Genomic DNA, 19,925 nt, shown 5'->3' with positions numbered 1-19,925 from the left:
GTTGGACGCTGTGTGAAGCGGCCGCGGGCTGTGTGAGGTGGCGCGGGGCTCGGCTCAGCCGCGAGGTGGCCGCTTCGGCGGGCGCCAGACGACCAGCGCCTGGTTGCGCTCCACCGGCACGAGGTCGCGCCGGTAGGAGGCGTGCACCGATGCCGCGGCCTGGTCGGCCGCCGCACGGGCGGCCAGCACCTCCTTGGCCAGCTCGTCGACCTTCGCCTTCAGCTCGTCGACCAGCTGTTCCAGCTCGATGATGCGCTTGATGCCGGCGAGGTTGACGCCCTCCTCCTGGGAGAGGCGCTGCACCTCGCGCAGCAGCGCGATGTCGCGGGCGGAGTACCGGCGCCCGCCGCCGGCCGACCGGCCGGGGCGCACGAGCCCCAGCCGGTCGTAGCTGCGCAGCGTCTGGGCGTGCATGCCGGACAGCTGCGCGGCGATCGAGATGACGAAGATCGGACTGTCGACGCCCGCGCCGGGCGGCAGCGACGGATCGTCCGTCATGGTGACTTCGCCTCCGCTCCTTTACGGCAGGGTCGTGCCCCTCTCCGGCCACTCATCGCGCACCTCCGAGCAGGTCGGCGCGGGGGTCGAAGTCCTTCGTGGCCTCGGCGAAGGCCGCCAGCGCCTCCGTCGCCGGGGCGTCGAGCCGCTGCGGCACCGCCACCTCGACGGTGACCAGCAGGTCGCCCGAGGTGCCGTTGCGCTTGGTGACGCCGCGGCCGCGCACCCGGAACGTGCGCCCGCTGGCGGTGCCCGGCGGGATCCGCAGGGTGACCGTGGAGTCCAGCGTCGGCACGGTGACCGTGGCGCCCTGAGCGAGCTCCGGGAACGTCACGGGCACGGTGAGCGTCAGGTCGTCGGAGTTCTTCGCCGAGCGGCCGAACAGCCGGTGCGGGGTGACGTGCACGGTGACGTACAGGTCACCGGCCGGTGCCCCGCCCCGCCCAGGCTCGCCCTGGCCCTTCAGCCGCACCTTCTGCCCGTCGGCCACGCCGGCGGGCACCCGCACGGTCAGCGACCGGATGCGGGTGCTGACGCCGTCGCCGCCGCACTCGGGGCACGGGTCGTCGATGATCCGCCCGGTGCCCCGGCAGTCGGTGCACGGCTCGGAGAACGCGAACGCACCCTGGCTGCGGCTGACCAGCCCGACCCCGTTGCAGGTGGGGCACGTGCGCGGCATGCTGCCCGGCCGCGACCCCGTGCCGCCGCAGCGTTCGCAGCGGCCCGGCGACGAGAGCCGGATGGGCACCTCGGCGCCGCGCACGGCGTCGCCGAAGTCGATGGTCAGCTCGCTCTCGACGTCGGCCCCGCGCTGCGAGCGCGGCGCGGTGGGGCCGGGCCTGGTCGCGCCGCCCCCGAAGAGGCCGCCGAACAGGTCGCCGAGCCCGCCGCCTCCGCCGGCCGCCCCGCGGGCGAACAGGTCGTTGAGGTCGAAGCTCCCGCCCTGCGCGCCCCCTCCCGGGAAGCCGCCGCGGAAGCCCCCGCTGCCGAACAGGGCACGCGCCTCGTCGTACTCCTTGCGCTTCTTGTCGTCCGACAGCACGCCGTACGCCTCGGAGACCGCCTTGAAGCGGGCCTCGGCCTTGGCGTCGCCGGGGTTGGCGTCCGGGTGCAGCTCGCGGGCGAGCTTCCGGTACGCCTTCTTGATCTCCTCGGCGGACGCGCTCGAGGAGACACCCAGCTCCTTGTAGAAGTCCTTCTCGATCCAGTCGCGCTGGGTCATGCCGCCTCCTCTCTGCTCGTCGTGGTCAGCCCTGCTCCGGCTCGGGCGCAGGCTCGGACGTGCCGTTCTCGGCCCGGTCGGTGACCGTGACCATCGCGGGACGCAGCACCCGGTCGGCGATCCGGTAGCCGCGGCGCAGCACCGACACCACCACCGTGGTAGTGGGCCCGGTCGCGTCGCTCGGCTCGTGCTGGACGGCCTCGTGCACGGACGGGTCGAACGGCTCGCCCTCGTGCCCGAACGCCTCCAGCCCGAGCTTCTGCACCACGGACACGACCTTGTCACCGACGGACTTGAACGCGCCCGTCAGGTCGCCGTGGGCCTCGGCCCGCTCCAGGTCGTCCAGCACGGTGAGCAGGTCGCCCACGAACTGGACGCGCGCGGAGGTGAGCACGGCCTCCCGGTCGCGGTCGACCCGGCGGCGGTAGTTGGCGTACTCGGCGGTGATGCGCTGCAGGTCGGCGGTGCGCTCGGCCACCTGCGCGGCCAGCTCGGCCTCGGCGACCGACGGGCCTGCGGGTTCGGGCGTTGCACCTGGCCCCGGGGGATGGAAGCCGGCGGAGCTTGCGGAGTCGGCGGGGTGGGTCGGGTCAGCCCCCGCCGCCGCCTCGTCGGCGGCGGGCGGGGTCCGCACCTGGCCGGTCACCGGGTCGATCCGGCGCCGGTCCCGAACCACGACCCGCTCGGCCTCGCCGTTGCCGGCGCGCTCGTTGCGGTCGTGGTCACTCACTTCTTGTCCTTCTCCTCGTCCACGATCTCGGCGTCGACCACGTCGTCGCCCTGGTCCTGCGCGGACCCGGCGGCGCCGGCGTCCGCACCAGGAGCGGCACCCTCGGCGCCCGGCTGCTGGTAGAGCGCGGTGCCCATCTTCTGGGACTCCGTGGCGAGCTTCTCCATGGCGGCCTTGATCGCCTCGGTGTCGGTGCCCTTCAGTGCCGACTGCGCCTCACCGAGCGCGGCGTTCACGCCGTCCTTGACGTCGGCCGGGAGCTTCTCGTCGTTCTCCTTGACGAACTTCTCCGTCTGGTAGACGAGCGACTCGGCCTGGTTGCGGACCTCGGCCTCCTCGCGGCGCTTCTTGTCCTCCTCGGCGTGCTGCTCGGCCTCGCGCATCATGCGGTCGATCTCGTCCTTGGACAGGGCCGAGCCGCCGGTGATGGTCATGGCCTGGCTCTTGCCGGTGCCCATGTCCTTCGCCGAGACGTTCACGATGCCGTTGGCGTCGATGTCGAAGGAGACTTCGATCTGCGGGACCCCGCGCGGGGCCGGCGGCAGACCGGTCAGCTCGAACATGCCCAGCCGCTTGTTGTAGGACGCGATCTCGCGCTCGCCCTGGAACACCTGGATCTGCACGGACGGCTGGTTGTCGTCGGCCGTCGTGAAGATCTCCGACCGCTTGGTGGGGATCGTGGTGTTGCGCTCGATGAGCTTGGTCATCACGCCGCCCTTGGTCTCGATGCCGAGGGACAGCGGGGTGACGTCGAGGAGCAGGACGTCCTTGACCTCACCGCGGAGCACGCCGGCCTGCAGTGCGGCGCCGACAGCGACGACCTCGTCCGGGTTGACGCCCTTGTTGGGCTCCTTGCCGCCGGTCAGCTCCTTGACGAGCTCGGTGACGGCGGGCATGCGGGTGGAACCACCCACGAGCACCACGTGGTCGATCTTGCCGACGGAGATGCCGGCGTCCTTCACGACCTGGTTGAACGGCGCACGGGTGCGGTCGAGCAGGTCGGAGGTGATGCGCTGGAACTCGGCGCGCGACAGCGTCTCGTCGAGGAACAGCGGGTTCTTGTCGGCGTCCACCGTGATGTACGGCAGGTTGATCGTGGCGCTGTTCTGCGAGGACAGCTCGATCTTCGCCTTCTCGGCGGCCTCGCGCAGCCGCTGCATCGCCATCTTGTCCTTGGTGAGGTCGATGCCGTGGCTGCTCTTGAACTTGTCGACGAGCCAGGTGATGACCCGCTCGTCCCAGTCGTCGCCGCCCAGGTGGTTGTCGCCGTTGGTCGCCTTGACCTCGACGACGCCCTCACCGATCTCCAGCAGCGAGACGTCGAACGTGCCGCCACCCAGGTCGAAGACCAGGATGGTCTGCTCCTTCTCGCCCTTGTCGAGGCCGTAGGCCAGCGCTGCGGCGGTCGGCTCGTTGACGATGCGGAGCACGTTGAGGCCCGCGATCTGGCCGGCCTCCTTGGTGGCCTGGCGCTGCGCGTCCTCGAAGTAGGCGGGGACGGTGATCACCGCGTCGGTGACCTCCTCGCCCAGGTACGACTCGGCGTCGCGCTTCAGCTTCTGCAGCACGCGCGCGCTGATCTCCTGCGGCGAGTACTTCTTGCCGTCGATGTCGTCGGTGGACCAGTTGGTGCCGATGTGCCGCTTCACCGACCGGATCGTCCGGTCGACGTTGGTGACGGCCTGGTTCTTCGCCGACTGCCCGACGAGCACCTCGCCGTTGCGCGCGAACGCCACGACAGAGGGGGTGGTGCGCGAACCCTCGGAGTTCGCGATGACCGTCGGCTCGCCACCTTCGAGGACGGCGACGACGGAGTTGGTGGTTCCGAGGTCGATACCGACCGCACGAGCCATGGTTGTTGCCTCCGTGATGGTTGACGCTGGAGCGTGCTTGCGTTGACTGCGCTCAAGTTTGCCACGAGCCCCGGTGATCGCCGCAAGTGGGCTTGAGCCGGGATCGCTCAACTTGTTCGAACCGTCCAACGAGCGGCCGTCCGAGGTTGTTCCCGCGGGTTCTCCCGAACCGCCCACACGGGCCGGCCGTGGCTCCTACGCTGCGCGAAGTGGGTCTGGATCGAGGGGGGAGCCGACGTTGGCGGAGATGAAGGGCATCGGCCACTACAACTACGAGAACGTCGACCTGAAGCAGAAGGCGGCCTGGCTGGCCGCCGCCCCGGGCGGCGAAGGGGATCCGCTGCCGGCCAAGCTGCAGCTGATCGCGAACACGTTCCAGCGCTCGCACGCCCGCCTCACCGCGAACATCGAGGCCTTGGGCGCGGCGTGGACGGGGCAGGCCGCCGATGCCGCGCAGGGCTCGTTGCGGAACGCCTCCCAGCGCACGACGGCGGCGCGGCAGGCGAACGACGACGGGCACGCGGCCGTCAGCGACTACGGCGTGTCGTTCGAGGAGATGCGCCGCAAGGTCCACTTCGAGGACCCGAACGCAGCGTGGCAGCCGACCCCGACTGCCGGCGCCCCGGTGCCCGGCGACCCGTTCTCGGTGCAGACCGACCAGTTCGGCCCCGCGCAGCAGAACCGCACGGCCGACGCTGCCGCCAACGCCGCGCTGCGCGCCCACGAGCAGCGCACGCGCGAGCTCGTCGACGGGTTCCCCACCCTGACCCCCGGTGCGCCGCCCGCGGGCACGGCCCCGCAGTCGGTGCCGTCACCCGGTGGCGCCCCGACCGGCGCCGGCGCCGGACCGGCACCCGTCGCGCCCGGCGCGGGGATGCCCGCCGGGCCGGTGCCGACCGGCTCGCGGCCACCCGGCGCGGCGCCGATCGACGCCGGCGGTCCGGGCCCGGTCACCGCAGGTCCGGCGAACACCGGCAACGGTGCCCGGTCGGCGGTCCCACCGCCGACGTCGACCGGCGCGCCGGCAGGACCCGCTCGGGTCACGCCGAGCCCGATCGCCCCGCTCGGGCCGCTCGGTCCGTCGCCGACGCCGAACGGCCGGCGCTCGGCACCGCTCACCGTGCCACCGCCGTCCGGGATCCCGGGTCTCACGAACGGTTCCACCAGCAACGTGACCAACGGCGTGATCGGCGGACGGGCACCGGCCGCGGGCCCGGTCCCGGACGGCCGGCAGTTCGGGTCGAAGCTGCCGGTGGTGGCCGAGCCGGCGCCGGCTCCGGCTAGACCCGGTCAGCCGGTGGCGCCGACGACCGCGGCCGGTCGAGCGGCCGGGTCGGGCATGCCGCCGCCGATGATGGGCATGGGGGCCGGTGGTGGTGGCTCGTCGACGCGCCGCACCAAGTTCTGGACTCCGACGTCGGAGGCGTTCGACGTCGCTCTCCCGCCGCACGTCGACGGCGTGATCGGGGCCGAGGCGGAGGACGCCGGATGATCGAGTGGTCGGCGGCGAAGGTCGTCACGACGAGCGAGTTCGAGGTGTGCTGGGAGCTGCTGCGGCTCGGTGAGACCCCGTGGCAGCTGGATCCGCCGCGCAGCGGCCTCACCGACGCCGAGCGCACCGCGGTGATCACGGAGGCGATCGACGGGTTGGCGGCCCGCGGGCTGGCGTTCGGCCGGCGCCTCGGCCCGGTGCTGGAGGAGCACCTGGAGCGGTTGGCGTGGCCGCGGTGGTCGGCCGACGTGCGCTACGTGGCCGAGTCGCTGGTTTCCGCGGTCGCGGCGGTGCGCGGCGAGCGGGCCACGGTGGCGGTGCGGCACGGCCGCGAGATCGCGCTGCTCGACGTGCCGGCCGACGACGCCGTCGACGTGCTGCTGGACCTGCCCGGCACCGGCGTCCCGGGGCCCGGTCGGGACGTGCGGCTGCCGGCCGCCGTGCTGGACGCTGCGCGGCGGGCGGCCGACCCCGGCTCGTACCGGTTCGTCGAGGAGCTCACCGACGGCGGGGTGTCGGAGACCGATGCCGCGCTGCTGTGGGGGATGTGCCGGGACGTGCGGATGCGCGGCCAGTTCGGCGCCACCCTGGGCACGGGCGACGGCACGCGGACCCGCCGTGCGCCGTACGTGATCGGGTTCCACGCCACCCCGCAGGGCCGGTTCCGCCAGGTCCGGCGCAGCGAGCGGGGCGTGCCGACGGTGACGGTCGGTCCGGCCACCCGCGCCGACCTGCGCCGCGAGCTGACCGATCTCCTCACCTCATAGCGGAGGCGCGGGCCGCGGTGGCACCCGTCCGGCGTCGACGCTCGGCAGCGGGTCGGTGACGGCGGCGAGCACGCGGTGGCTGCCCGGGTCGGGCACGAGGTTCTCGGCCCGGTCGCGGAACTCCAGCTCGCCGTCCGGCCCGAGGTCGGCGTGGAACCCGGCCTGGGCGAGCTGGTCCTCGTCGAGGTCGGTGAGCAGCTCCCAGCGGCTGGGGATCACGTTGTACTCCGGCCACGGCAGGTCGCCGTACGCGTCGTGCAGGTCGGCGAGGAGCCCGACGAACACCTGCTGCCAGCGCAGCGGCATCGACTGGGCGAGCGACCGCGGCACCACCACGTACCCGGGGATGGCGCCGGGCGCCGGACGGTCGAGGTAGTCCTGCAGCGGGGTCGTGGAGGCCGGGGTGGGTGGTTCGGGGGGCATTGCGGGCTCCAGTGAGGGCCGGGATCGAACCCCCGCGACCCTACGCCGTCGGGACGGGCCGCCCTACTTCAGCCGGATCCGATCGATCAACGTTCCGCAGCCGCTCTCGACGGCCTCGGCGAGGGCCTTGTCGGCGTCGGTCCAGCGGCACGCGACGGTGACCGGCGGTCCCTGACCCGTCTTGCTCGGGATGTAGAAGACGCGCTGCGTCACCATCACCCGCGGGTCCTTCGGAGCCGCCGCCGGGCCGATGTCCTGGACGATCGACTCGCGGCCGTCGACGGCCTTCCGCGCGTACCGCATGGGCGGCGCGTCCTTCATGATCACCTGCGGGTGCGCGAGCTGCCGCTCGATGGCCGCGAGATCGCCCTTGAGGACCGGGTCGAGCCTGATGGTGATGTAGTTCTGCGCGTCCTGGGGGCTGGCCCTCGGCGTCAGCACCGCGTGCTTGCCTTCGCTCCAGCGCACCAGCTTCGTGGCGTCGACCAGGCCGGACGGAACCGGAGCGGTGTAGAACCGGCCCTCGGGGTCGGCCAGGGCGGCGGTCTGGCTCGTCGATGTCGTGCCGCGCTCGGCGACCGGGCTGCCGGCGATCGGTGCACTGCAGCCGCTGCACGTCACCACGGCAGCGCAGGAGAGCAGCACGAACCAGCGCTTCATCAGCGATCCGATCGGTCAGGCCGTGTTCGCCGTCGTGCCGGGCCGCGTCGCCAGCGGGACGAGCTGGCGGTAGTTCCAGTTCACCGGCTGCACCCGCACGTTCTCGCCGCTGTACGGCGCCTCGACCATCTGGTCGTTGCCCATGTACAGCATCACGTGGTGGATGGTGTCCGGGTCGGTCGGGTCGTACGCGTAGAACAGCAGGTCACCGGGCTGGGCCTGGCGGACGGGCACGTGCCCGCCCGCGAGGAACTGCTGGCGCGACACCCGCGGCAGCGTGATCCCGGCGGCGCGGAAGGCGGCCATCATGAGGCCGGAGCAGTCGTAGGTGTTCGGCCCGGTCGCGCCCCACACGTACGGCTTGCCGACCTCGCCGAGCGCGAACTGGATGGCCGCCCCAGCCACGCCTTCGGCGAGCACGGCGGGAGCGCAACCCGCGTTCGGCGCGACCGCGGCCACGGCGCCGATCTGCGCCACCAGCTCGGCGGCCAGCGGCTCCCACTTGGCGTACGCGTTGGGGAACGCGGAGCGCTGCACGGTCTGCGCGGCCACCGTGACCGGCATCGTCTCCCAGCCCGGCACCTGCAGCAGCCGGTCCAGGAAGATCGTCGTGGCGTAGACAGGGTCCGTGACCTGCGCGGGCGAACCCCAACCCTGTGACGGGCGCTGCTGGAACAGGCCGAGCGAGTCGCGGTCGCCGTAGTTCAGGTTCTTGAGCGTCGACTCCTGCATCGCCGTCGCCAGCGCGACGAGTCCGGCGCGCGGCGGCAGCCCCTTCTGCTTGACGACGCCGAGGATCGTCGTGGCGTTCTGCCGCTGCTCGTCGCTCAGCTGCGCCGCCGTGACGGTCGCGCCACCACCGCCGGCCGACCCGACGTCGCAGTAGCCGAACCCGCCGCCCCCGCCCCCGGCGCCCAGGCTCGCGGTGAACACGGCGTACCCGATGCCGAGGAACAGCGCCAGCGCCGCGAGGATCGCGACGAGGGGAACGAGCAGCCGCAACGGCCGGAGGCTGCGCATGTCAGGCCTCGTCGTAGTCGGCGACCCGCCACGTTCCCGCGTCGTCGACGACGACCACGACCAGCGTCAACGCGTCGGTCGGCACCTGGACGCGCACCGACTGCGGGGACACCGACACGGCGTGGGCCGAGCCGGTGACCCGCGTCGCCGGGATGTTGGACGGGTCGACGCTCGACAGCACGCCCAGGTACTCGGGCGTGGTCATCGGGCGCAGGCCGTCCAGCCACTGCTGGGCCGTGGTGCCCTGCGGCGGCCGGACCCAGGCACGGGTCCAGCGCTGCGCCAGCTCCACGGCGGCCGGTGGGGCGGCCGAGACGGGCAGCTCGGTGGGCGTCAGCGGGGCCACCGGAGGCAGCGCCGTCGGCGCCGGAGTGAGCGGGGTCTGGCCGGGTGGCACGGCGCGCGCCGTTGGAGTTGCCCGGGGGCCGGTCATGGGCCCCGAGCGCTCCGGCTGCAGCGCCCCGATCCCGAACGACACCCCCGCCACGATCGCGGCCGCGACGACCGCCGTCACCGCCAGCCGGCCCGGCGAACGCAGGGGCCACTGCCAGATCGCGCGGTACGCCGCCGCCCGCCCGTGCGGGGTCCTGATCGGCATCAGCGCAGGACCTGCGACGAGCGCGGGCGGTAGATCCGGTAGACGGGCACGCCGTCGACCAGCTCGGCGTCGACGGCGCGCACGCCGCCGGGCCGCATGGGCAGGGCGTCGGGCCGGCGGTAGATGGTGTGGTCGTCGATGCCGCTGGGCTCGTCCCAGCTGGGCGAGGTGGTGCTGCGCGCGCCCGACCCGCCACCGGACGGCAGGGCGGGTCGCCGGGCCGCCGGCACGAGCGGCGGCACAGCGGCCGGCGCCACCTCCGCGGCCCGCGGCGTGACGCGCGTGGCCGTGGCCCGGACGCGGGCCGGCGACTCCGTCTCCGGGCGCAGGCCGCCGTAGCCGCCGGCGGTCTCGCCGGCCGCGCGGCGCTCGTCCCACCAGCGGGATTGGCGGTCGTCGGCCGGAGCGCCGCGGAACCGCTGCCACACCCGCGACATCGGGCCCTCGCCGGCCGCCGGCACGATCCCGCCGAACTGGTCACGGGTGAGCGACACCATCGACACCAACCGGCGGAACGGGCGCGCGACCGCCCACAGCACCACGGTCACCACGCCCGTGACCAGCATGGCCAGCCACAGGTCGATGCCAGAGCCCGGCCGGAAGAGTGACACGACGACGAGCGCGTGCAACCCGGCCATGGCGCCCACGATGAGCGTGTTGACGACAGCCGCGCCGCCCACGCGCAGGAGCGCCGGCATGATGTCCGGCTTGAGGATCGCCACGACCGCGATGGCCGGGGCGGCGATCACCAGCAACCGGATCAGCAGCATCGCGACCAGCACAAGCAGCTTCGACATGAGCTGGAAGACCGCGATGCAGACGGCCTGGATGAACGACAGGACCCCGGCGCCGATGCGGCTGCCGGCCTTGCCCTGGAAGTAGGGGTAGCGGTCGCCCATCTGCCCGGCGATGGTCGCGAAGTCGGCCTTCTTCTTCGCGACGAGCTCGGGGGTGTCCTGGTGCTGGTCGATCTCGTCGATCGTGAACGCCTGCGCGCGCAGCAGGTCGCGGCCCAGCTGCTGGGCCTGCGGCACGTCCGGCGCGCCGAACTCGCCGCGCAGCCAGTTCTGGTAGAGCACCTGGTCCACCAGCACGGTGGGCAACGTGTCGGTGTTGCCGAGCCCGGTCTGCGCGAGGAAGCCCTCCTGCATCTTCGTGACGCCGTCGAGCAGGAACTGGTCGGCGATCTTGGAGAGCCCGACGGGTGACAGGTACGCCGCCGATCCCACGGCCAGCGCGATGATCGCGAACAGCATCCGGCGGGTCTGCTGCGCGAGGTCGCCGCGCACCGTCAGGACGAGCACGAATGCAGCGAGGACGGCCAGCGCGGCGCCGATCCACGGCGTGAACACCGACTCGTACATCGCCGTGACGCCGGAGACGATCAGGTTGTCCAGCGGGGCGAGGATCTCGCCGCCCTCGGCGATCAGGTAGTGCGACCAGTTCACGCCGCCGACGGTGAACTTCGAGACGTTGAAGACCTGGTTGCCCAACCAAGTGTCGGTGGTGCTCGCCGGGTTGAACACGGCGGCACCGGCACAGCCGAGGTCGTAGTTGTGCCAGATCAGGCCCGCGTAGCCGGTCTCCCGGTAGACGCTGCCCTCGATGCCCCCCGACGACCGGGTGGGGTCCAGCGAGCCGACGAGGCCGGTGCCCGGCCGGTCCGGCTCCGGCGACTCCTTGCAGTTCAGCGGCTGCGCCATGGCCGGGCTCCCGATGAGCGCCGAGCCGCAGACGATGGCGATCACCAGGACGAGGGCGTGCCGCCGGCGGGGTCGGTCGACGCCGCGCTCGCGGCGCCGGCGGCGCGCGTCGACCAGGACGGCGGCAGCGAGCACCCCCAGCACCAGCAGCCAGACCGATCCGGGCATCAGCGCACGGCCTCGTCGGCCCGTCCGGTGGGATCGAACTCGCCGTCGATGTCCAGCTCGTCGAGGTCGTCGTCGAGGGCGAGGTCCTCGCCGACCTGCAGGTCGGGCAGCGTGCGGTGCCGGCCGTTCGGCGCGGACGCGCGGCTGAGCAGGCCGTCGGGATCGTCGAGGTCGGCGAACTCGTCGATGCCGTCCGGGTCGTCGTCGGCCAGCTCGACGAGCCGTGCCGGCACCTGCTGCGCGACGACGGGCCGGACGGCGCGGGGAGCCGGCTCGTCGGGCGCGCGGACCGCGGCCGACGGCGTGCCGCGCGAGGAGACGCGACTGGCGTCGGGGTTGGTGTCGAGGGCCTCGCGGACGTGCTCGAGGTGCGGCGCCTCCAGGTCGATGCGGATCTTCTCCACGCCGCCGTGGCCGTCGGCGAAGACGAACTGGCGCGGGGTGTCGTCGGGCCGGTCGTCGTGCCGCGGCCGCGGGGAGAGCGTGCCGAGCATCTGCTCGTAGCCCACGCCGGTGGGCACCTTGAGCAGCCGCAGCGCCTCCTCCTGGGCCTCCGTGTCGTCGGTGCGGCCGACGAACACGGCGTTGACCAGCGACGCGAACCCGGAGACGCGCAGGAGGTCGCCGGCGAGCTGGGAAGCGAAGAGCGCCCGGACGTTGAACTTGCGCGAGTCGCGGGCCAGCCGGTCGATGAGCACCTTGCCGGTGGGCACCTGCGAGAGGAAGTGCGTCTCGTCCAGGGCCACGCCCTTGCGCAGGTTGCGGTCGGACTCGTAGATCGTGCGCTGGGTCAGCCAGGACGCGAGGTTGAGCAGCTCGACGGCGAGCGCCTCGTTGTCGGTCCACTCCTCGCGCGGGCTGCCCGGCCGCGGCAGCGTCATGCCCTGCATGGTGAGTACGGTCAGCCGGAAGTCGCGGTCGCCCGCCCAGGGGTCCTCGCGATCGGTCTCGGGGAACAGCAGCGCGGCCTGCGGCAGCTCGCGGCGCTCGTCGAGGAAGTCGGCGACGATGCCGGCGTGCTCCTCGCCCTCGCGGGCGTGCCGGCGCAGCACGTCGATGACCTGGCCGGGATGCCGGTCGGCGCCACCACCCACCTCGCGAACGGCGCGGAGCAGCACGATCCGGCTGTGCGGCAGGCGCGCCACCTCGAACGGGAGCAGGCCGGTGAGCACGTCGAGCACGAGCCGGCGCCGGGTGGCTCCGGCCAGCGACCGCTCGCGCCGCCATGCCCGCTCGGGGTCCTCCTCGTCGAGGAAGTGCTCCGGTCGCGGCTCCGCGACCACCCGGTACGGGTTGAGGATGCCGGGGTCGGCGCGCAGCAGGTTGATGTGCCGGGAGAACGGGGCCAGCTCGGGCAGCCGGGTGAGCGCGGCCAGCGGGCCGGACGGGTCGAGCAGGGTCCAGCGGGCACCGGCACGCAGGGTCTTGTAGACGATCAGCCCGGTGAGGAACGACTTGCCGGAACCCAGGCCGCCGACGATCGCGGTGAGCCCGGACGCCCGGCGCACCTCCTGGGCCAGCCACGGGTCCCAGGCCACGGGCCGGCGGGTGGCCGTGCAGGTCTCGCCGATCATGATGCCGCGGCGGTCGCCCACCGACGCGGTGGCGGCCGGCACGGCCGAGGCTGCCCACGTCACCGAGCCGCGGCGCCGGTACGCGGTGGACGCCAGCGGCTCACCGGGGATGAACTCGCGCGCGTAGCGGTACTGCGCCTCCGGGTGCTCGATGCGCACCTTCGGCGCGTACAGGTCGAGCACCTGCTGGGCGCGGCTCACCGCCTCCGCCTCGTCCTTGCCGGCCACGGCGATGCGCCACCAGCCGTAGAGCCGGGTGTTGAGCTGGGTGAGGCCGCTGGAGAGCTCGTCCTCGACCTCCAGCACGCGGTCGGCCTGCCGGGCCAGCGAGACGGGCGGGTCGAGGTCGTGGTCGTGGGTGTAGTGCCGGATCTGGCTGCGCACCTTGCCCATCTGGCGCTGCAGCTCGCCCGCCACCTCCTCGGGGCGCCGCACGTAGATGCGCGCGGACCACTCCACGGGGAACGGCAGGCGGTCGGAGTGCTGCATCCACGGGTCGTCGACCTCGGGGATGCGCAGGTCGTCCATCAGGCCCACGGACAGCACCGCGACGTGCCGGGACATGGTCTGCGACCGGATCCGGCCCACCACCCGCACGGTGGACGCGTACGGCTCCTGGGAGAGGTCGACGCCGTCGGTGAACGCGGCGAGGTCCTCCGACTCCCAGCGGCCGCCTCCGCCGGGCACGATCGACATGGTGCGCGGCGCCGGCAGGCCGAGCGCGCAGGAGCGGTGCATCAGCCACGCGACGTCGTCGGCGGAGGCGGGCACGGCGTCGAGGCCGCTGCCCGCGACGAGCGAGTCGACGTGCGCGACCTCGGACCGCAGCGCCGACAGCTCCGCGCTCACCGTCTTGGGGGCGACCTTGCCCAGCACCGGGGAGGCGGCGTCGACCCAGCGGTCGAGCATGCTGCGCCCGGACACCTCGATGCCGAGGAACACCTCCTTGTCCGACATCGACAGGCCCATGAGGTGGCGCTGCTCGCCTTCGAGGAACCCGTCCCAGCCCAGCGCGCCGGCCACGTCGGGCATGCGACCGAGCGCGTTGTTGTCGAACGACTCCGCCCACATGTGCACGGGGTAGGGCCGGGTGGTGACCCGGATGTGCAGCCAGCGGCCCTGCAGCTCACCCAGCTGGGCGGCGATCTGGCGGATCAGCACCTCGCGCTGCGAGTCGCTGCGGAAGCTCCACGCCTGGGCCGCGAGCCGGTACCACGCCATGACCTGGGTGGACGTGCGGGTGATGTGGCCGTCGATCGCGCGCAGGGCGATGTCGGGGGTGTAGGTCGGCAGGCCGCTCTCGCCCGCCAGTGCCCGCCCTCGCCGGCCGCGGGCTTCGCGGGCCGGCTTGCTGCGTGCCGCCTTACTTCTTGCCACGTGCACGTCCCTTCGGCCGCTTCGCCCGCGCGCTGCGCGCCGGGCGATCGGCAGTGGTCCATTCGACGCGGCCACCCGACGGCCGCTCCGCGGCGCGGGTGCGCGCGGTGGCGCGCGGTGCGGTGACGCGGACGTGACCGGCCCGGACCGGGCCGCCGGCGGCGGCGGTGGTGCCGCGCGGCCCGGTGACCTCGTGCCGGAACAGCGCGAGCACCTGGCCGAGCGGGCGCTCGTAGTCGATGCGGGAGCCGAGGAAGCGGGTGATCACGATGGTGAGCACGAGCGCCCACGCGACCGAGAAGAAGTCGAGCCCGATCCCGAGCCGGCGCTGCAGGAACATGATCATGATCATGACGAGCAGGCCGACGCCGTAGCTCACGTAGCGGGCGCGCCAGGGGAACGTGGCCCGCGGGGGGCCGAGCCAGACGGAGTCGACGCGGTACACCTCGTCGTCGGTACGGACGAGCACGACCTCACCCGGTGATGAGACCGGCGAGGAACGAACCGACGTCGGCGGCCCGGCCGGACACCGCGATGCCCAGCGCGACCAGGCCGATCACCAGTCCGACACTGCGCCGGGCGACGCCGGCGTTGTCGCCGCGACCGCCGATCCACAGGATGATGATCGCGATCGCGAGCAGGACGAGCGGGACGATGTTGTCCTGGATCCAGGTCTGGAGAGGACCGGAGTTCACCCCTTGCGCCGCCAGCACGAGTGCTTGCTGCGGTCCGACCATCACGACTCCTCACTCCGTTGCAGCCACCGGTCACCCCCGGTGGCCGACCACGCCGCCCGTGGCTGCGGCGGTCGTCCCGCACGCAACACCGGACCCGGACATGTCGTGGCCGTCGAATTGTAGCCCGGGGACCGCGGTGGAGACAGCGGCGGCCCGGCGCACCGGACAATCCCCGAGCGCGACGGGGAAATCGGATCGGCGCGTTGCACGTTCGTGCTCCTCGATATTCCTGATCGTGATCTTCGAAATCCATTTCGCAATTGCCGGTCGTAAACTCCGACCGGGAATTCGGTGGCCGTCGCCGCGCGCCGCCGGGCAGATCGGAGCAGACGGGCGGGACCGGCAGCCTGCGCGCCTCGCCGAGTGGGCATCCGCAGGCAGCACGCTCGTTCCGAAGAGGACGGCTGCGCGGCACTGCGCTCCACGGTCGGTGCTCCGATCACGATCGGGTGGGCGGATCTGCTCGTTGCCGGCGGTGCGCCCGGTCGTGCTGATTCGCCGCCGTCCACCGCTCGCGGTCCGATCGTGGCCGCAGTGGTGGAGGTCGATCCGAAAGGCACGGTAGCTCGCCACGGCGCGATCCGGAGCGGATCGGCGGAAGTGCCTGGTCAACCACCCGATCGGCCCACCGGTCGATAGCTCGGTGTATCGAGCGAAGGGGAATTCGGCCACGATCCGGGGTCCGGACGTGCAATGCGGGCGCGGTCGCGAGCTGATCGGCCCTGGTGACACCCGATGAGGTGATCGTCGGCGGGTGCTGCGCCCGTCGGGCCGCGCTACCCGGTGGGTGTGGCCAAGCTCTCTGCCTGTCCGGAGAGCGTCGGGGTGGCTGATATACCCAGGTGGGCGCCGGTACGTCCGGCGACGTCCGCGGCCACGCGGGGATGCGGCTGCGCTGCATGTGGTGCGCGGGGTTACCGGCGAGTAGGTTCACCGGGAACTGCCCGACGCGTTCATCAGGCAATTGCCGTGGCCTGCGGTCTAGGCTGCGAATCCGGTCGGCGGACCACCACACGCCGACCTGTCCTGGGAGGAAGCTCCGTGATTGTCAGACTGGTCATCGGCCTGGGGTTGACGGTGCTCACGCTGGCGCTCGTCAGCAGGCGCGCGTACACGCTCTACGCGCTGATCACGTCCGGTCAGCCCGACCACGCGCGCAAGGACCAGGTCGGCGAGCGGCTCAAGCGCCAGTTCGTCGAGGTGCTCGGCCAGCGCAAACTGTTGAAGTGGTCGGTCCCGGGGCTCGCCCACTTCTTCACGATGTGGGCGTTCATCATCCTGCTGACGGTCTACATCGAGGCCTACGGCGCGCTGTTCACGCCGGACTTCGCGATCCCGCTGATCGGGCACTGGTCGGTGCTGGGCTTCCTGCAGGACACGATCGGCGTGCTCTGCCTGCTCTCGCTGGTGGTCTTCGCGATCATCCGGGTGCGCAACGCGCCGGAGCGCAAGGAGCGCGCGTCGCGGTTCTACGGCAGCCACACCGGTGGGGCGTGGCTGATCCTGTTCATGATCTTCAACGTCCTGTGGACGCTGTTCTTCTTCCGCGCTGCGTCGTCGGCGCTGGGCACCTTCCCCTACGAGTCGGGTGCGTGGGCGTCGATCGGGCTGGGGCACCTGTTCTCCGGCATCCCGCACGGCGCGCTCGAGGTGGTCGAGTCGATCGGGCTGATCCTGCACATCGGCGTGATGCTGGTGTTCCTGGTGATCGTCGCCTACTCGAAGCACCTGCACATCTTCACGGCGCCGATCAACGTCTCGGCCAAGCGGCTGCCCAAGGCGCTGGGCCCGCTGCCGGTGATGACCTCGGGCGGCAAGCCGATCGACTTCGAGGATCCGGGCGACGACGACGTCTTCGGTCGCGGCAAGATCGAGGACTTCACCTGGAAGGGCATGCTGGACATGGCCACCTGCACCGAGTGCGGGCGTTGCCAGAGCCAGTGCCCGGCCTGGAACACCGGCAAGCCGCTCTCGCCCAAGCTCGTGATCATGGACCTGCGCGATCACCTGATGGCGAAGGCGCCCTACATCCTCAAGCAGAAGGACATGCCGGAGGAGGGCGCGATCGACTTCTCCGCGCTCGACCTCGGCGCGGGTCTCAAGGACGGCGCGACCACGCACCACGGCGTGCCCGAGTCGGGCTTCGAGCGCGTCCGCGGGTCCGGGCCCGAGCAGGCCGCCCGGCCCCTGGTCGGCACGCTCGAGCAGGGCGGCGTCATCGACCCGGACGTGCTGTGGTCGTGCACCACCTGCGGCGCGTGCGTGGAGCAGTGCCCCGTCGACATCGAGCACGTCGACCACATCGTCGACATGCGCCGCCACCAGGTGCTCATCGAGTCGGAGTTCCCGTCCGAGCTCGGTGTGCTGTTCAAGAACCTGGAGAACAAGGGCAACCCGTGGGGCCAGAACGCCCGCGAGCGGATGGACTGGACCAAGAAGCTCGACTTCGAGGTGCCCGTCTTCGACGGCGAGCTCAAGCCGGAGACCGAGTACCTGTTCTGGATCGGCTGCGCCGGCGCGTTCGACGACGGCGCGAAGCGGACCGTGCAGGCCACGGCCGAGCTGCTGCACCGCGCAGGCGTCAACTACGTCGTGCTCGGCAACGAGGAGGGCTGCACCGGCGACCCGGCGCGCCGCTCCGGCAACGAGTTCCTCTTCCAGATGCTCGCCCAGCAGAACGTCGAGATGCTGAACGAGGTCTTCGACGGCCGCGAGCCGGGTACCCGCAAGATCGTCACGACCTGCCCGCACTGCCTCAACACGCTCGGCCGCGAGTACCCGCAGCTCGACGGGCACTACGAGGTGTTCCACCACACGCAGCTGCTGAACAAGCTGGTGCGGGAGGGGAAGCTCGTGCCCGTCGCCGCGCCGTCCGCTGACGAGCAGGCGCCGGTCACCTACCACGACCCGTGCTACCTGGGCCGGCACAACGAGGTCTACGAGGAGCCGCGCGCGCTCGTCGGGGCCACGCTGGGCGCGTCCGCGTCGATCGCGGAGATGCCGCGCCACGCCGACCGCTCCATGTGCTGCGGCGCCGGTGGCGCGCGGATGTGGATGGAGGAGCGGATCGGTCAGCGGGTCAACGTCACTCGCACGACCGAGGCCCTCGACACGCTGGCCGAGGCCGGTGGTGGCGAGTCCGGCACCATCGCCGTCGGCTGCCCGTTCTGCCGCACGATGATCACCGACGGGCTGACCCAGAAGCAGGGCGAGGGCGCCGGTGCGGACGTGCAGGTGCAGGACGTGGCGCAGCTGCTCCTCGCGGCCGTCAAGCGCGGGGACCGCGGGACCAACGGCTCCGCGCCCGCGGCCGACGCCGGGCAGCCCGACGCCGAGGAGCAGCAGGACGCGCGGAGCTGACGCTCACGGGCAGGGGCTGAAACCCGAGACCGCGAAGCGGCGCACGTCCGGCGCCGTCTGGAAGATCGTGATGCGACCCAGCTGGCGGCCGACGGCCTGCGCCCACCCCGTGGCGCAGGCGTCGACCTGCCACTCGGTACCGATCTGCACGGGCTGAGGCAGGGAAGCAGCCTTGTAGGTCGGGTCGGGGACCCGTCGATGCAGCTCGGTGACGGCCGCGTCGCAGTTCGGTGCCTGTACCGCGCCGACCACCGTGCGCTCGGCCTCGTCCCGGAGGATCCGGCAGAGCGGGTCGGCGTCGTCGAGCGCGATCGCCTTGAGCATCGCCGGCAGCACGAGATCGGGCCGGCTCTCGCCGATCATCGCCCGTTCCCGGTCGTTGCTCTGCGAGAGGTCGCTGCGGATCTGGGCGTCGGTGCGGTAGCTGGAGATGCCGTACCCGGTGGCGGCGGCGACGCAGATGGCCAGCCCGACGACGGCGACCTTCCACTCCGGCAGTTGCAGCAGTCCGGCGATGAGGACGCCGATGCCGGCGGCCAGTGCCCACGCCCAGGGGCTGGTGCTCCACATCAGCCCGATGACGACGACGAGGCCGGCGAGCGGGATGTCCCAGCCGCGCAGCAGGCCGTCGAAGCGCAGGATGCGCACGACGAGCAGGGCGCCGAACCCGACGAGGAGCGGGATCCACGAGAAGCCGGAGAACGGCCAGAGCAGCACGAACGCGGCGACGAGCCCGGCACCGACGGCGGCGCGCGGGGTCTTGACGAACCGGCGCCAGTCGATGGTGCGCCGCGGCTCCGGTGGCCCCCAGCCGGCGCGCGGTGGCGGCTCGCCGGGGCCGTCCGGCGGCGGCGCGGGGCTCCCCGCCGGGAGCTGTGGCGGGGGATCGGCGCGGCGCTCGTCCATCGTCGGGCAGGGTACGCGGCCGGTGGCTGACGTGGTCGGGTCAGCGGGAGTCGCCGTGGGTGGCGATGAGGTCGGCGACGGCCTCGGGATGGTCGTCTCGAAGTCGTGCAGCACGACGTAGTCGGGGGTGACGGTGATGACGGCATCTGGGCGTGGAAACGCCGTCGATGGTGGCGGTGCCCCGGACGAGCAGGGAGCGCGGGGGCATGCCGGGGCTCGATGTGACCTGTGTCACTCGACCCTCAGCGGCGCGTATCGACCCGATGGAAGTTCAGGTGGGCGCGCGACGGCGTCGGGCCGCGCTGCCCCTGGTAACGGGAGCCGACGCCGTCGGTGCCGTACGGTCGCTCAGCCGGGCTGGACAGCCGGAACAGGCACAGCTGCCCGATCTTCATCCCCGGCCAGAGCGTGATCGGCAGGTTCGCGACGTTCGACAGCTCCAGCGTGATGTGCCCGCTGAAGCCGGGGTCGATGAACCCGGCGGTCGAGTGCGTCAGCAACCCGAGCCGCCCGAGGCTCGACTTGCCCTCCAGCCGGCCGGCGAGGTCGTCGGGCAACCCGACGAGCTCGAACGTCGACCCCAGCACGAACTCGCCGGGATGGAGCACGAACGGCTCGTCGTGGTCCACCTCGACCGGTGTGGTCAGCTCGTCCTGCTGCAGCGCCGGGTCGATGTGCGTGTAGCGCGAGTTCTGGAACACCCGGAAGAACCGGTCCAGCCGCACGTCGATGCTGGAGGGCTGCAGCATCGCCGGATCCCATGGATCCAGGCCGAGGCGCCCCGACTCGAGCTCCTTGCGCAGGTCACCGTCCGACAGCAGCACGCCGCCACCGTAA

At 72.4% G+C, this 19,925-nt stretch carries 17 protein-coding genes; 3 read left to right on the top strand and 14 right to left on the bottom strand.

The genetic code is table 11. The features are described from left to right. Positions 1-54: 54 nt before the first annotated feature. From ACQEVB_RS06690 to dnaK, 4 genes are read right to left on the bottom strand one after another with little or no spacing between them, the layout of a single operon-like run. The gene (locus ACQEVB_RS06690; RefSeq protein ID WP_432966510.1) at positions 55-498 is read right to left on the bottom strand and encodes a heat shock protein transcriptional repressor HspR; all 444 of its coding nucleotides are present in this window, start codon (positions 496-498) and stop codon (positions 55-57) included. A 52-nt stretch (positions 499-550) separates the two neighbouring features. Further along, entirely contained in the window at positions 551-1,720 is a 1,170-nt protein-coding gene (dnaJ, locus tag ACQEVB_RS06685) for a molecular chaperone DnaJ (RefSeq protein WP_432966508.1), read from the bottom strand. Between the two features lie 25 nt (positions 1,721-1,745). Then, the gene (gene grpE / locus ACQEVB_RS06680) at positions 1,746-2,450 is read right to left on the bottom strand and encodes a nucleotide exchange factor GrpE (protein WP_432966506.1); all 705 of its coding nucleotides are present in this window, start codon (positions 2,448-2,450) and stop codon (positions 1,746-1,748) included. After that, entirely contained in the window at positions 2,447-4,303 is a 1,857-nt protein-coding gene (gene dnaK, locus ACQEVB_RS06675) for a molecular chaperone DnaK (protein WP_432966504.1), read from the bottom strand. The genes grpE and dnaK overlap by 4 nt, the downstream gene beginning before the upstream one ends. 238 nt (positions 4,304-4,541) lie before the next feature. Between dnaK and ACQEVB_RS06670 the strand changes: the two genes are divergently transcribed. Together ACQEVB_RS06670 and ACQEVB_RS06665 are read left to right on the top strand one after the other, a co-directional pair. Then, positions 4,542-5,795: a hypothetical protein gene (locus ACQEVB_RS06670; RefSeq protein ID WP_432966502.1), complete on the top strand. Its 1,254-nt coding sequence runs from the start codon at positions 4,542-4,544 to the stop codon at positions 5,793-5,795. Beyond that, positions 5,792-6,562, top strand: coding sequence for an ESX secretion-associated protein EspG (locus ACQEVB_RS06665; protein WP_432966500.1), 771 nt, complete (start codon positions 5,792-5,794; stop codon positions 6,560-6,562). The genes ACQEVB_RS06670 and ACQEVB_RS06665 overlap by 4 nt, the downstream gene beginning before the upstream one ends. Here the strand turns inward: ACQEVB_RS06665 and ACQEVB_RS06660 are convergent. The 8 genes from ACQEVB_RS06660 to ACQEVB_RS06625 all read right to left on the bottom strand — a co-directional run bounded on the left by ACQEVB_RS06660 (position 6,557) and on the right by ACQEVB_RS06625 (position 14,822). Beyond that, positions 6,557-6,985, bottom strand: coding sequence for a hypothetical protein (locus tag ACQEVB_RS06660; RefSeq protein ID WP_432966498.1), 429 nt, complete (start codon positions 6,983-6,985; stop codon positions 6,557-6,559). The genes ACQEVB_RS06665 and ACQEVB_RS06660 overlap by 6 nt on opposite strands. Positions 6,986-7,048: 63 nt before the next feature. Next, positions 7,049-7,645 (bottom strand): hypothetical protein, encoded by a 597-nt coding sequence (locus tag ACQEVB_RS06655; protein WP_432966496.1) that lies wholly within the window; start codon positions 7,643-7,645, stop codon positions 7,049-7,051. A 15-nt stretch (positions 7,646-7,660) separates the two neighbouring features. Next, positions 7,661-8,665 carry a C40 family peptidase gene (locus ACQEVB_RS06650; protein WP_432966494.1) on the bottom strand — a complete coding sequence of 335 codons (1,005 nt, stop codon included), beginning with the start codon at positions 8,663-8,665 and terminating at the stop codon, positions 7,661-7,663. Between the two features lies 1 nt (position 8,666). After that, positions 8,667-9,263 (bottom strand): hypothetical protein, encoded by a 597-nt coding sequence (locus ACQEVB_RS06645; RefSeq protein WP_432966492.1) that lies wholly within the window; start codon positions 9,261-9,263, stop codon positions 8,667-8,669. After that, on the bottom strand, positions 9,263-11,134 hold the full coding sequence (locus ACQEVB_RS06640; protein WP_432966490.1) for a hypothetical protein: 1,872 nt from the start codon (positions 11,132-11,134) through the stop codon (positions 9,263-9,265). Before ACQEVB_RS06640 ends, ACQEVB_RS06645 begins: the two co-directional genes overlap by 1 nt. Further along, on the bottom strand, positions 11,134-14,085 hold the full coding sequence (locus ACQEVB_RS06635; RefSeq protein ID WP_432966489.1) for an ATP-binding protein: 2,952 nt from the start codon (positions 14,083-14,085) through the stop codon (positions 11,134-11,136). The genes ACQEVB_RS06640 and ACQEVB_RS06635 overlap by 1 nt, the downstream gene beginning before the upstream one ends. After that, complete coding sequence (locus tag ACQEVB_RS06630; protein ID WP_432966487.1) at positions 14,072-14,554, bottom strand: hypothetical protein; 483 nt, start codon at positions 14,552-14,554, stop codon at positions 14,072-14,074. The genes ACQEVB_RS06635 and ACQEVB_RS06630 overlap by 14 nt, the downstream gene beginning before the upstream one ends. Before the next feature lie 4 nt (positions 14,555-14,558). After that, complete coding sequence (locus ACQEVB_RS06625; RefSeq protein WP_432966485.1) at positions 14,559-14,822, bottom strand: hypothetical protein; 264 nt, start codon at positions 14,820-14,822, stop codon at positions 14,559-14,561. A 1,041-nt stretch (positions 14,823-15,863) separates the two neighbouring features. Here ACQEVB_RS06625 and ACQEVB_RS06620 point away from each other — a divergent pair. Beyond that, positions 15,864-18,182 (top strand): heterodisulfide reductase-related iron-sulfur binding cluster, encoded by a 2,319-nt coding sequence (locus ACQEVB_RS06620; RefSeq protein ID WP_432966483.1) that lies wholly within the window; start codon positions 15,864-15,866, stop codon positions 18,180-18,182. A gap of 3 nt (positions 18,183-18,185) precedes the next feature. Here ACQEVB_RS06620 and ACQEVB_RS06615 read toward each other — a convergent pair whose 3' ends face one another. Further along, positions 18,186-19,088, bottom strand: a complete 903-nt coding sequence (locus ACQEVB_RS06615; protein ID WP_432966481.1) for a hypothetical protein — start codon at positions 19,086-19,088, stop codon at positions 18,186-18,188. Positions 19,089-19,330: 242 nt separating this feature from the next. Continuing rightward, complete coding sequence (gene dcd, locus ACQEVB_RS06610) at positions 19,331-19,912, bottom strand: dCTP deaminase (protein ID WP_432966479.1); 582 nt, start codon at positions 19,910-19,912, stop codon at positions 19,331-19,333. Between the last annotated feature and the right edge of the window lie 13 nt (positions 19,913-19,925).

The organism is Pseudonocardia sp. CA-107938 (assembly GCF_050936315.1).
Lineage (GTDB): Bacteria > Actinomycetota > Actinomycetes > Mycobacteriales > Pseudonocardiaceae > Pseudonocardia.
The sequence above is the reverse complement of the archived record's forward strand: the minus strand, read 5'-3'. Positions and strand labels throughout refer to the sequence as shown.

Coding starts and splice junctions, on each gene's coding strand:
- ACQEVB_RS06690 (WP_432966510.1), bottom strand. CDS start 498: ATGACGGACGATCCGTCGCTGCCGCCCGGCGCGGGCGTCGACAGTCCG.
- dnaJ (WP_432966508.1), bottom strand. CDS start 1,720: ATGACCCAGCGCGACTGGATCGAGAAGGACTTCTACAAGGAGCTGGGT.
- dnaK (WP_432966504.1), bottom strand. CDS start 4,303: ATGGCTCGTGCGGTCGGTATCGACCTCGGAACCACCAACTCCGTCGTC.
- ACQEVB_RS06665 (WP_432966500.1), top strand. CDS start 5,792: ATGATCGAGTGGTCGGCGGCGAAGGTCGTCACGACGAGCGAGTTCGAG.
- ACQEVB_RS06660 (WP_432966498.1), bottom strand. CDS start 6,985: ATGCCCCCCGAACCACCCACCCCGGCCTCCACGACCCCGCTGCAGGAC.
- ACQEVB_RS06655 (WP_432966496.1), bottom strand. CDS start 7,645: ATGAAGCGCTGGTTCGTGCTGCTCTCCTGCGCTGCCGTGGTGACGTGC.
- ACQEVB_RS06650 (WP_432966494.1), bottom strand. CDS start 8,665: ATGCGCAGCCTCCGGCCGTTGCGGCTGCTCGTTCCCCTCGTCGCGATC.
- ACQEVB_RS06645 (WP_432966492.1), bottom strand. CDS start 9,263: ATGCCGATCAGGACCCCGCACGGGCGGGCGGCGGCGTACCGCGCGATC.
- ACQEVB_RS06640 (WP_432966490.1), bottom strand. CDS start 11,134: ATGCCCGGATCGGTCTGGCTGCTGGTGCTGGGGGTGCTCGCTGCCGCC.
- ACQEVB_RS06625 (WP_432966485.1), bottom strand. CDS start 14,822: ATGGTCGGACCGCAGCAAGCACTCGTGCTGGCGGCGCAAGGGGTGAAC.
- ACQEVB_RS06615 (WP_432966481.1), bottom strand. CDS start 19,088: ATGGACGAGCGCCGCGCCGATCCCCCGCCACAGCTCCCGGCGGGGAGC.